Genomic DNA, 12,561 nt, shown 5'->3' on the forward strand with positions numbered 1-12,561 from the left:
CTCCATGTGTTCAGGAGTGGTATGTTGATAATGAAGATGATCATATTCTACATGAATAAGAGGTGTCCACGCTATGTCTGATGTTGTTCACTTACAGCTTTTTCCCCGACCGCAGAAGATCACGGTATCCGCAGGACAGTTCCACCTTCCTTCCCGGGGCAGCATTGTGCTGGCCGGTGAGGATCAGGTGTCTGCCCTTCCCGCAGCCCGCAGGCTTCAACAGACCGCTTCCGAGGTGGTCCGTCTCAGTCTGCCTCTGTCCATAGGGCAGCGGTCTGCCACAGTTCCGGCTTGCACTTTCCGCTATAACCCACTGCTTGCAGAAGGAGCCTACGAGCTGCACATTAACGAAAAAGGTCTCATTGCCGCTTACAGTTCCCCGCAAGGCGCTTATTATGCAGCGGCGACGCTGAAGCAGCTCCTTGTGCAATTCGGCAGAACTGTGCCTTATCTGCATATTCAAGATCAGCCGGACTTCGCCGCCAGAGGACTGATGCTAGATATCAGCCGCAACAAAATCCCCAAGCTGGAAACCCTGTACCGGATCATTGATCTCATGGCGGACCTCAAGCTGAATCAGCTGCAGCTATATATAGAAGGAGCTCCGTTTGCTTACGAATCCTTCCCGCAGGTATGGGAGCTGGAAACTCCGCTCACCGGCGATGAAATCCTGCTGCTGGATGCCTACTGCCGCGAGCGGTATATTGAGCTGGTGCCCAACCAGAACAGCTTCGGCCATATGGAAGGCTGGCTGACCCGGCCGGAGTTCAACCATCTGGCAGAGATCCCCGAAGGCTTCATGCTCCCGGATCAGATGTATGATAGCGATTTATACCCGGAAGGATTGTTCATGCATCCCGGCACCTTCCATACGGAGGACCCTGAGGTATTGCAGCTTCTGGGCACGATGTATGACGACCTCCTTCCCTACTTCAGCTCAGAGATGTTCAATGTCGGCTGCGATGAGACTTATGAACTGGGACTTGGCGCAAGCCAGGCACTGGCGGAGTCTTCCGGCAAAGGCGAGCTGTATCTCTCCTTCCTGCAGAAGATTCACGGACTGGTCAAGCAGCGCGGCAAAACCATGCAGTTCTGGGGCGATATCATCATCCAGCATCCCGGGCTGATCCCCCGGCTGCCGAAGGATATCATCGCCATGGAATGGGGGTACAGCGCGGCTCATCCTTTTGAAGCGGATACCCGCAAATTCAAGGAAGCAGGCATCCCGTTCTATGTCTGTCCGGGAACCAGTTCCTGGAACTCGCTCACCGGCAGGACCGACAACATGCTCGCCAATCTGCGCAGCGCTGCGGTGCATGGCAAGAGAAACGGCGCTGTCGGCTACCTGATTACCGACTGGGGCGATTTCGGCCACTGGCAGCATCTGCCGGTCAGCTATGCCGGATTCGCCTACGGGGCAGCACTGGCCTGGAATGTAGACGGGAATCTGGAGGTGGATGTGGCGCATTATCTGAACACATCGGTCTTCCAAGACCGCTCAGGAACCATCGGACAATTGCTGCTAGATCTGGGGAACTACTATAAGCTGGAGTCGGGCACGGTCCGCCCGAATGACACGGAGATGTCTATGCTGCTGCGCAGCCATCTGGAGCATGTGCAGCTGGCTACGAAGCTGCCTGTAGAGCAGCTTGACAGGCTTGAGCAGTACATCCTCGGCCTTGAAGCCCGGCTTGAGCAGCCGGTTCTGGAATGCAGCGATGCCGGGCTGGTGATCCAGGAGCTGCGCAGCGGCATTCACTTCGTGAAGCATGCCGTGCAGCTCACCCGGCTCAAGCAGCAGCTCGCCGCAGCCGATTCGCAGCCCCAGGCAGCGCAGGTTCAGGCGCTGATCCATGATCTGGATCTGCTGCTTCACCAGTACCGCCAGCTCTGGACCCGGCGCAACCGGCCGGGCGGCCTGGAGCGCAGTGTCTCGAAGCTGGTCCGCCTGCGCGGGGAATATACCGCACTTACCGCCAAGCTGAGTGGGGCGGCTGTGGAGTAAAGCTTCTAAGTTTAGACAAATGGAAAATGAGTCATCATTCCATGCCAAAAAAACAAGCCCCGCTGTTAACTTGGAGACTTGTCCTGTTGACTCTGCTTGAAGAGTTCTATCAACTGGTTGCTGAGTGATCCAAATGAAGCCCCATCACATGGTATAAGGTCCGCTCCAGATAATCATGCAGGAAGAAACGCGAGCTTACAAAATGAGCGGCCATATCGGGAGACTGATACTGTTCCAACGCTGCTGTCATGCGCGGGAGGACCGCCTCCCGCCCATGGCGGTTATGCCGGTAACTGTTCAGCAGGGACTGCCATTCCGCCTCATCCCCCGGATACATCTCCCAGCGGTAGACGTATTTATGGATAGCCCGCGAACGATCTGTAGCCTCTTCAAAATCATGCATTACCGCAATCAGTCCGGCAACATCTTTGTTGAGCCGGACTTCATCAACCAGCTTCCAGATCAGATTATAATAATCCTCCAGCCTGTACCTTCCCTGAAGCTCATGCGCCTTCCCGGCAGGAATGCCGTGGAACCGCTCCAGGAAGCGGTCAATGTAAGTCTCCGTATCCGCCTTCCGGTTCCAGGCCAGCTCCGCATGAAGCAGCATGGGATACCAGGTCGTTTCAAAGATTCCGTAAGGGACTCCCAGACTGAACGGGGCAGTCCAGTTCGTAGCCACCACGCAATCAAGATGGAGACGACCGGCTGCTTCAGCCCACTGCCGCAGATTATCCGTCCGGTTATCCAGCACGGGATAATTCTGATGCTCTGCCGAGTCGAAGCTGCGGACCGCCGGTGCACCCATCACTTCAATGCCGAGAGCCCGGAATTTGTCCGCCAGCCCTGAGACCTCCGCTTCAATATTGCGGCCGTTATAGATCCAGATCATCGCTACACTGCGCGGGTCCAGCTTTGCCAGTTCCTCAGGCGGGCATTTATCCAGCATGTCATGCCAGAATACCGGCGTTCTGCCCCGGCTTGAAGTGAATTCAATCAGCCGGTTCAGAAAGGCGATGAACGCCCGCTCCCGGATTCCGCCGAAGGCTTCCCGGCATTGCGCACACTCACACAAGCTATACACTTCATCACAGCCTAGATGAATATAAGGGGAGTCCGGATGAGCCTCCATCATCTCCTCCAGCAAATCCGTAATGAGCTGATAGGATTCCGGACGGGACGGGCAGATTTCTCCGGTGGAAGACTCGGTCTCCCGGAGATGCCGCCAACGGTCGTGCCGAAGCACATATTCCAGATGCCCGAAGCTCTGCTGAAGCGGAATAATCTCGATAAAATGCTCCTTCGCAGCGCCCAGCAGCGCCTCCAGCTGCTCCGGATTCAGCGCATGCTGCGGGTGCGTCAGCTCCGGATACTTCCGGAACGGAAACTTGTCTTCGTATTCGATCAGGACCGCATTGATCTTGTAGTTGGAGAAATCAGCCAAATAACGGACCAGCAGCTCCGGCTTCGAGAAGGTCTGGCGGAGGTCATAGTTCATCGCACGCAAACGGGTATCCGGCCAGTCCATAATGGTGACTGCTAATAACTCTCCCTGCGGATTCCGCAGCTGCAGCAAGGTCTGGAGCCCATAATACAGCCCGGCGGCATCCGTAGCCCGGATGCGAACGCGATGCTCAGACACCTCCAGCAGATAACTCTCCTTCCGGTCTTCCAGCAGCGAAAGCTCCGCTTCCAGCACTCCAACTAGCCCGGCTCCCGCTACGCCGTTCTCACCGCTGCCCCCTCCCAGCGCTCCTTTCTGCAGACGCTCACCAGCAGACGTTCCCGCCGCGCTGTGCAGCAGCAGAGAATAGCCGCTGCCTTCTGTGGAGCTGACCAGCTTCGCCCCGGGAAAAGCACGGCGGCAATGCCGCTCTAGCCTTGGCTCCTCCTGCTCCATCATCAGACTCAGCCATACTCCGTCATTGATCTGAAAAGCGCTTCCGTCCTCAAGCTTCATCTGTTGCGGTTCTGGCAGTAAATTATACATGACTCTCCTCCTTATCTTGCAGCTTCATTCCCCGCTCAGCTGCACATTCTGCATACGGTCGTAAGCTTCCTTATATACGCCTACCAGCTTATCCACGCCCAGATTGTTCATTTCCTCCACATACTTATCCCACTCGGCAAGATTTCTGGAGCCGGTGACGAATTTGGCGAAGCTCTCATCCCGGTGCTTGTTGATCGCTTCCCCGGTAAGCGAGATCACTTCATTCTCCTGCTCGGTGAAGGCCGGGCGGGGCTGCATGGCAGACGGGTCATACTTGGCCGCTTCTTCATAAGCATGCTTCAGGTTATCGGAGAACAGCGACAGATGGGCATCAAAGTCGATCCAGGTATACGTGCCGCTGGTCTGCAGCCCGGTCTGCTTGCGCATTTCGGTCACATCGCTGTATTCCGGCTTGAACTTGATCGTATCGCCTTCTTTGGTATAGGTCTCCCCCTCCTTGCCCCAGCTTGCAAGTGTACGCCCATCCTCTGTATAGAAGAAATCCATATAGGCCATGATGTCTTCAATCTGCTTCGAGGTCGAAGCCACTGTCAGACCGCTCTCCAGATAGTGAAAATATGGATTGAGCTGCTTGCCGCCCGCCAGACCTGCGGGTGGAGCCAGGAACTGCATGTTGTATTCAGGGTTGTCTTTCTGCATCGCATTGTTGAAGAAATCAATCCGGCTGATATAATCGACGGTGACAAAAGACTTGCTGGTAGATACCATATCCTGCCACTGCTTTGTCTGCAGCGAGAGGAAATCCGGAGGAATCAGCCCTTCATCATAGAAGCTTTTCCACATGCCGAGCATTTCCTTATAAGCGGGCTCCGTTGGCCCGTAATGCCACTCACTGTTATCAAAATTATAATATGCGCCCTCACTGGTCCCGAAGTTTATCGTCATGCTGGCATTCAGCTCATCGGGGTTCTGCCCGTAACGGATGGAGAGCGGAAAGCTATCCGGGTATTTCGCCTTCAGCACCTGAAGAGCTTCATGAAGCTCCTTATAGGTCGTTGGCGCCTTCAAGCCTTCCTTGTCAAAAATATCCTTCCGGTACATCCAGACTAAGCGGTTCGTCTCTCCGAAGCCCTGGTTCGGAAACATATACATCTTCCCGTCTGCGGACAACGCCGCCTTAGCTTCATCAGGATACTGCTGGATCCACTTGCTCAGGTTCGGCATCTTGTCCATATACTCCTTGATATCCACCAGAGCGCCTTGCTGGCCGAATTTGTTAGATTCCTTACGGTTCGGCATATATAGGATGTCCGGCAGGTTTTTGGAGGCAATCGCCAGATTGAGGCTTTCTTCAAGCTCCCCGGAAGGCGTCTGCACCTTCAGGGTGACACCGGTCTTCTCCTTCAGCCAGCTCCAGACTGGCCAGGACTCCGAATAAGGAAACGTAGCATTGTTGTCCAGCAGCGCCGTGAAGGTCTTGACCGGCAATGCAGACGGACTTCCCGAACCTTCACTGCCCTCCTGCACAGCAGCTTCCGGCACGGCTGCATTCTTATTGTTGCCGCTGCAGCCGGACAGAAGCAGCGATGCCATCATGGTAAGCAGACTTGCAGTCATCCATTTTCTCATAATAAGCCACTCCCATTCCTATGAATTGTACTGTTCGTTGTCAGCCTTTGACGGCTCCAATCATTGCGCCTTGGACGAAATACTTCTGGATAAACGGATACACGGCCAGAATCGGAAGTGTTGATACCATAATCGTCGCATATTTCAGCGATTCTTCAACAATCTGATTATCCCCCCCAATACCGGTTACATCTCCTGAGCTGGAGGTGCCGGCAAGGACCAGATTGCGCAGCAGTACCTGCAGCGGGAACAGCTCCGAGGAGCGCAGATACAAGAGCGGGCCGAGGAAATTATTCCACATACTCACCGCATAGAAGAGCGCAATCGTCGCAAATGAAGCTTTGGACAAGGGCACGATGATACGGGCAAAGATACCGATGTCATTCAATCCGTCCATACGCCCCGACTCCTCCAGCTCCTTCGGAATGCCCGCGAAGAACGTGCGCATCAGAATCAGATTCCAGGTGCTCACCGCACCCGGCAGCACCATTCCCCATACGGTATCGACCAGATTCAGAGAGCGGACCACGAGGAAGGTGGGAATCATCCCGCCGCTGAAGAACATGGTGACCACAATCAGCATGGTCAAGCTTTTGCGCAGCGCCATATCACTCCGCGACAAGGCGTAAGCTCCCGTGGAGGTGATGAGCAGGGAGATCAGTGTACCCGTAACGGTGTAGACGATCGTGTTCTTGTAAGCTACCCAGATCTTGGAGTCCTCCAGTACCACTTTATACATGTCAAGGTTAAAGCCCTTAGGCCAGATGGACACTTTATTCTGGATGACATTAGAATCACTGCTGAGCGACACCGCCAGCATGTGTACAAACGGATACAGCGTAACGACCACAACCATCAGCAGCGCAATCCCATTGATTATACTGAACAGGTTCATCCGGAATTTCATATTAAGCACCTCTTTTTACCATAGACTGGTTTCACTTATGCGGCGGCTGATCCAGTTGGCACTATAGATGAAGACCAGACTGATCATCCCCATGAATAGGTCTATGGAAGCACCGTAGCTGAAATTACCTTGCTGCATACCGACTCTGTATACATAAGTGCTGATAATATCCGCAGTTTCGTAAATCGCCGGATTCTGCATCAAGAAGACCTTCTCGAAGCCTATCTCCAGCACCTGCCCGATGTTCAGAATGAGTGTAATGACAATCGCGGGAGAGATACCCGGCAGCGTAATATGCCAGATCCGCCGCAGTCTGCCTGCTCCGTCCATTTCTGCCGCTTCGTACAGCTGGGGATCAATGGCGGTTAGCGCAGCCAGATAGATGATGGTCTCCCAGCCGATATGCTGCCAGATTTCGGAGAGTACATAAATGATACGGAAGAAATCCGGCTCGTTCATGAAGTTAATAGGCCCGATGCCAAGGCCGCCGAGCAGATTATTGATCAGCCCTCCCGTTGGCGAGAGAAACATAATCACCATACTGGCAACAATGACATTGGAGATGAAATGCGGAAGATAGCTTACCGTCTGCACGAGACGTTTGAAGGATGCCTTCCTTACCTCATTCAGCAGAATCGCGAGCAGGATCGGGGCAGGAAAGCCGAATACCAGCCGGTATAATCCAAGCAGAAAGGTATTCTTCATCAGCAGCAGGAAATCCGGGTTCTCCAGAAACATCCGGTAATATTTGAAGCCCACCCAGTTGCTGGCCCAGATCCCCTTGAACAGATTGTAATCCTTAAACGTGATCACCAGCCCGAACATCGGCAGATACTTGAAAATCAAATAATACAGCAGACAGGGAAGAAACAGCAGCCATAATAATTTGTTTCTTCTCCAGGTCTTCATCACCCGTTCCCTCAGCTGCGGCCGTTCCCGGTTTCTCCCGGCGGTTGTCTCCGGCAGTGCATTTGCTTGCCCCATACGCATCCCCCCCTAAATACTGTAGTGATGTTGGCTTATTTCCCCTTTCAAGCCGGGAGTTATGGTTGAATTATAGGGATAAAATCCGTGATAGCGCTATCAGCATGTTATAATACATATCGCCCGATTAGCGATTTTCTAAGAATCGGCGTATAAAAAGAAGAAAGTGCATATTGTCCGTGTGAGCTTTCGGGAGCTATGATGGTATAAAAAGAATGTCCATAGCAAGGGGGACCATCATGCGCAGAAGAACAGACTTTAAATTTGCTTTCAACGCCTTGTTCGTGAAGCTAATGCTGAGCTTTCTCAGCGTTATCCTGCTGCTGGCTTCTTTCAATCTTGTCTCTCATCTATATCTGAGCAAGAAGGTCTATCAGGAGATGGTCCGCCAGAATGAGCTGGGTCTCAAGCAGACCGCCCTGAGCTACGAGAATCATTTCCGGCTGACACAGAACATCATTCTAACCCTTAACCGATCGCGTACATGGACGGCCAACCTGGGCCTCTTGAGCCAGGTCCGCGAGAACAGGCGTTATGATGTGGTCCGTGAGGTCAAATCGGATCTGGCGAACGTCTACTCCAACCCGTTCCTGCATATTGAGAACTTCATTCTCTATTTCAAAGAAGCGGATTATGTTTTTGAAAAGGACGGCACCAGCAGTATGAACGATATGTTCTCCAAATATTATGCCAGCAAGGAGTATCCGCCGGATTATTGGAGCCGGCAGACGATGGGCAATCAGTACATGAGGGTCCTGCCTGCAGCTAATTTTAGAGAGAGTACGATGAATTCCTCGCGTCCGCTCGGGTCGCTGCTGCCGCTGGTCACCCAGGTTCTTCCCAATAAGGAGGTCTATGGCATTGTCATGCTGAATGCACGCGAATTGCACACGGCTTACGGGGATGGGAGCGCAAGTCCGTTCTATATTCTGGATGCAGACGGCGTCATGCTGTTCTCCACCTCGGCAGACCGGCCGGTATTAAGCGACATCTCCGGGAGCATCAGCTACCATGAGCAGGTCGGAGACCAATATTATTTCTATCAAAAAGGCGGGCAGACCGGATTCACTTATGTCCAGGTTACACCAGCCGCTGCAGTGACTTCCGGAATGCGCCAGATGCAGCTGCTGCTGGCCGCCCTGCTGACTGCCGCCGTGCTCACCAGTATTCTGTTTTCGCTGTTCTTCAGTTACCGTCTTAACCGGCCGCTGCAGCGGCTGATTGCAGCACTGGAGCGCAAGTCGGGTACAGGCGCGGGTAAGCTAAGCAGCGTGAAGGAATTCGCTATCATCGGGGAGCGCATGAGCCGTATTCTGGAGACCAACCGATTCATTCAGACCGATCTGGAGCATAAAAATTCGCTGGTGCGCCAGTACGCCTACTCCCATAAAATTAAGAACATCCCCCTGAACCCCAATCTGCTGGATCTGGAGGATGCCCAAGCGGAAGACCGGCCGTATGCAGCCGTGCTGTTCAAGCTCAGCTTCAAGCAGCCGTCCCAGAGCCCGGAGAAGGATACCCTGATGCTGTGGCAGCTGATCCAGCACCTGTTCCTGGGCAGCGAAGGGGATATAGTGGCTGTGCAGCCGGAGCAGAACCAGCTCCTGCTGCTGCTGTTCCAATGCGGACCGCAGAGCGCTATTCTTCAGACACTCCAGACTCTGAAGGAGCTGCTGGAGGTGGAGCCCGCCTTTTATTTGACCATCGCGGTAAGTCCTGTCTACTCCGGAGAGACTCCGATTACCGGTGCTTACGGGATTCTCTCCTCACTGCTTAAAGAACGCAGGCTGAACGAAGAAACCCAGATTATCGTGGAGCCGCGCGCTTCATCGGCCCGTTCCTTTCATGTCAAGGTAACCCATGGGGAGGAGCTGTCGGGCCTTCTGCTGTCAGGCAATGAGGAAGCGGTGCTGGGATGGCTGGCCAGACAGCTGGAGCAGTTGAACCAGAAGGACGCTGCGGCCGAAGATTTCCGGGCCTTTGCCGCGGGAGCGGTGGAGCAGGCGGGCAAGACGGTAATGAAGCTGGGGTTGGAGGAGGCTGTACTGATTCAGCCAGCCCTTAAGGAGAACTTCGAGAGCTTCTATTCCACCGGGCAATATAAGGAATGGCTTCACGCAATGGTCCGGCCGATCCTTGCCGCCATGCGGGCGAAATCCGAGACCAGGGACCCCGTACTTGCTTTTATGCTGGACTATCTGGATAAGCACTACGGAGAGAATATCAATCTGAATCTTGTTGCAGACAAGCTGAATCTGAGTCCGGGCTATCTGTCTACCTTCTTCAAGGAGAAGCAAGGCATCAATTTCAGCGACTATCTGAACAACCTGCGGATCAGCCATGCCAAGGAGCTGCTGATGAACCTCGACCTGCGCATTCAGGAGATCGCACTCCAGGTCGGCTACCTGAATGTCAATTCCTTCATCCGTATGTTCAAACGCGCCTCCGGCCTTACTCCCGGCGAATACCGCAAAAGCCATGCCAGCGGAGGACTGCCCGCTGCGGAAGACGGGCCTTGAGGCGGTCCGCTTCCTCTGCCTCGATGGTCCATATGCACGCAAAGAAAAGGCTGCTGATCTAAGCTCAGCAGCCTTCCGTTCCAGTCTGGATTCTCTGTGGTTCCTATTAATCACCTGCCTAACTCACAGTCAGAACCGGTTTATTGGCTGTGTTTTCTTTGCTGTTGAAGCTTATCGTTGCACCGTTATTGTTCTCAACCTGCAGCTTGAAGGTCATTTTCTTATCGCCGCCGAGCTGGCTATTCACAAAACCCGCTGCATCGATAGTGTACCAGCCGGCTGTAGATACATTAATTGTTCCAACCAGCACTGCACCTGTACTGCCCGGCTGATTGTTCCAGGTGATGCCTCCTGTTCCCGACTCTATCCATTCATCACTGCCGGTAAGTCCGTATACCTTCACAGGCGTTGACGCAGATACGGCATTACAGTATATCTTCAGTAGAGCAGAAGCAACGGGTGATCCCGTACGACCGGTAAGATCGAATCTTACAAACCCTTTCCGGTTATAGCCCTCATCCGCATCTCCCTTTACATCGACTGTTGCTGCTGTTCCATAGTTGGTTGCCGCATAGGTGCCGTCTCTTACATAGGCATCTCCATTTGTAATATAGTCGGTTGGTGCACCTGAGGATGCGCCTCCTCCCATGAAGGCGACCATCGCCATACCCGCTGCATTGCCTGATATGGTAACCTCATTGGTAGCATAATCTCTGCGGTTATCATGCCAGATCATCCGGTTGTCATTGAACTGCACGATACCCGGATCTTCCTGCCCGGCAAGCAGCGGGTCCTGCTGGTCTACAGCGTACTGGCTGCTGGTCTCAAACCCCTCACTCCAGGCTCCGCGGAGCTGGTAATTCGGGTTATTCACACGGTTCAATGTGGTTACACGGTGGCGGGGATTTTTAAACCAGGTTGTACCCGCACCATTTAACTTACTAACACCCCACGGATTCCTTCCCAGCATGAAATCAATCTGCTGCTGGGCCAGAACCGCATATGTGGTATTTCCGGTTAATTCCTGATACATCATTGCTTCTACCGCATTATTGCTCATGGCTTCATACGTACCCCATTTGGGTTCACTGCTGGTATTCCAGAATTGCCCGGCAGCATAATTCTTTTTCAGGTTCAGATGATTATTCATCCGGCCTGCGGCAGTATTCTTATAAGCCGGATCAAGGGAGGCGACCTCATAGTTTGCCCAGTGATAGGCTCTGGACCAGTTGAGGCTTGTGTTACTTTTGTTGTACCATTCTCCCGCACTGTCACAGAACGATTTCGCTTCTGTTAAATAGGCGGCGGTACCTGTGGCCCGGTAGAGTTCGGCAGCCGCCCAGGCCATATCGTCTTTATAGTCCGTATCCACGTAGAATCCGTCCGCATCCCCGGCAATTCCCGTCCTTGTCTTACCCCAGGTGTAGATCTGCTGGGCTGCAGTCAAATAGCCGGCAGCTAATGCAGCATTATAGACCGGTCCGGCAGAATCCCCCCATATTTTAGCTCCTAGCGCTAAGGCAGCTGCAGCTTTTCCGGCCAAGTTTGCGCCTGTACCGGCAGGGCATGGATGCACCGGACGCGCCGCGCCATAGATCGTATTGTCATTTTGCGGCCAGGTTTTGCTGCGGGAATCCAGATCATCATTCTCGACATCATGGTCCAGGCCGTCGGCTACTTCCATATACAGAATCTGGTTGGTGTTGTCCCACAGCTTGAGAATGAAATCAAGACCTACCTTCGCTTCCGTCAATGCTCCGGCCGCGCCTCCGGGAGCAGGAAAAGCTTCCGGATGGTGGATATAAGTCGTTAGCATCACATCCGTAACATGTCCGATGGTGCTCAGAAATTTGATATAATCCGAGGCATCATGCCAGCCCCCGGTAAAGTCCTTGGTGCCGGAAGCACCATCCGGCTTTCCGTCAATGGATGAGTTCATTCCCGTCATATGGCATACGCCATGATCCTGCGGACTGGTATTCCCACACCGCTGCACTTTGAAGAACTGCATGGACAGATCGGCCAGACTGCTGTAAACCGAATTGCTTATAGCGAAGACCGGGGACTTATAGGCGTTGATTTTTATATAATATCCGCTTCCTGCAGTAGTTAGTGCACTGAAATCTATAGCATAGGAATAAGCACAATTTGCACCACCCGCGTCACCCCAGCTCCCTTTACTGGCTGTGGTAATGGTTCCGTTCAATACCGAGGTGTTGTTTGAATTGAACACATCATATCTAACTCCGCTCAAGCCCGTGCTTGATAATACGATGGCTATTTTAGCCGCAGCCGGACTGTATCCAACCTGGTTAACCCTTATAAATATGCCGCTTACACTAGCTTGAACCGAATCCGGTGAATTCATATCTTGTACACGCCCTTTCATTTTTCACGTGCAAGGTGCTGTAATTTATATGAAGCCGCCTGCCTCACCCAATCACCTCCATGAAGTCATTTAAATGTCAGGCTGTAAACCGCTGTACCTTGGAGCGGTGTACCTGCATTATAACCAGTCCTATCATGGGAATTAAATCCTCATATGTTATTTATATCGTCTTTTTTA

At 53.1% G+C, this 12,561-nt stretch carries 7 protein-coding genes; 2 read left to right on the forward strand and 5 right to left on the reverse strand.

Annotated elements, in window-relative coordinates; translation table 11 throughout:
• The first annotated feature begins 73 nt into the window (after positions 1-73).
• Positions 74-2,005: a beta-N-acetylhexosaminidase gene (locus NSS64_RS23695; protein ID WP_341141730.1), complete on the forward strand. Its 1,932-nt coding sequence runs from the start codon at positions 74-76 to the stop codon at positions 2,003-2,005.
• 109 nt (positions 2,006-2,114) lie between these two features.
• Here the strand turns inward: NSS64_RS23695 and NSS64_RS23700 are convergent, their stop codons facing one another.
• Genes NSS64_RS23700 through NSS64_RS23715 form a run of 4 tightly spaced genes read right to left on the reverse strand, consistent with a single transcriptional unit; the run spans position 2,115 to position 7,401 of the window.
• On the reverse strand, positions 2,115-3,995 hold the full coding sequence (locus NSS64_RS23700; RefSeq protein ID WP_341141731.1) for a glycoside hydrolase family 20 zincin-like fold domain-containing protein: 1,881 nt from the start codon (positions 3,993-3,995) through the stop codon (positions 2,115-2,117).
• Between the two features lie 24 nt (positions 3,996-4,019).
• Positions 4,020-5,585: an extracellular solute-binding protein gene (locus tag NSS64_RS23705; protein WP_341141732.1), complete on the reverse strand. Its 1,566-nt coding sequence runs from the start codon at positions 5,583-5,585 to the stop codon at positions 4,020-4,022.
• A 40-nt stretch (positions 5,586-5,625) separates the two neighbouring features.
• The gene (locus NSS64_RS23710) at positions 5,626-6,492 is read right to left on the reverse strand and encodes a carbohydrate ABC transporter permease (RefSeq protein WP_341141733.1); all 867 of its coding nucleotides are present in this window, start codon (positions 6,490-6,492) and stop codon (positions 5,626-5,628) included.
• Between the two features lie 15 nt (positions 6,493-6,507).
• Positions 6,508-7,401, reverse strand: coding sequence for an ABC transporter permease (locus NSS64_RS23715; RefSeq protein WP_341142891.1), 894 nt, complete (start codon positions 7,399-7,401; stop codon positions 6,508-6,510).
• Between the two features lie 314 nt (positions 7,402-7,715).
• Between NSS64_RS23715 and NSS64_RS23720 the strand changes: the two genes are divergently transcribed.
• Positions 7,716-9,995 (forward strand): helix-turn-helix domain-containing protein, encoded by a 2,280-nt coding sequence (locus tag NSS64_RS23720; RefSeq protein ID WP_341141734.1) that lies wholly within the window; start codon positions 7,716-7,718, stop codon positions 9,993-9,995.
• Positions 9,996-10,113: 118 nt separating this feature from the next.
• Here NSS64_RS23720 and NSS64_RS23725 read toward each other — a convergent pair whose 3' ends face one another.
• Complete coding sequence (locus tag NSS64_RS23725; RefSeq protein WP_341141735.1) at positions 10,114-12,384, reverse strand: glycoside hydrolase family 9 protein; 2,271 nt, start codon at positions 12,382-12,384, stop codon at positions 10,114-10,116.
• Positions 12,385-12,561: the final 177 nt, after the last annotated feature.

This window comes from Paenibacillus sp. FSL H8-0122 (genome assembly GCF_038005345.1).
Lineage (GTDB): Bacteria > Bacillota > Bacilli > Paenibacillales > Paenibacillaceae > Paenibacillus_AQ.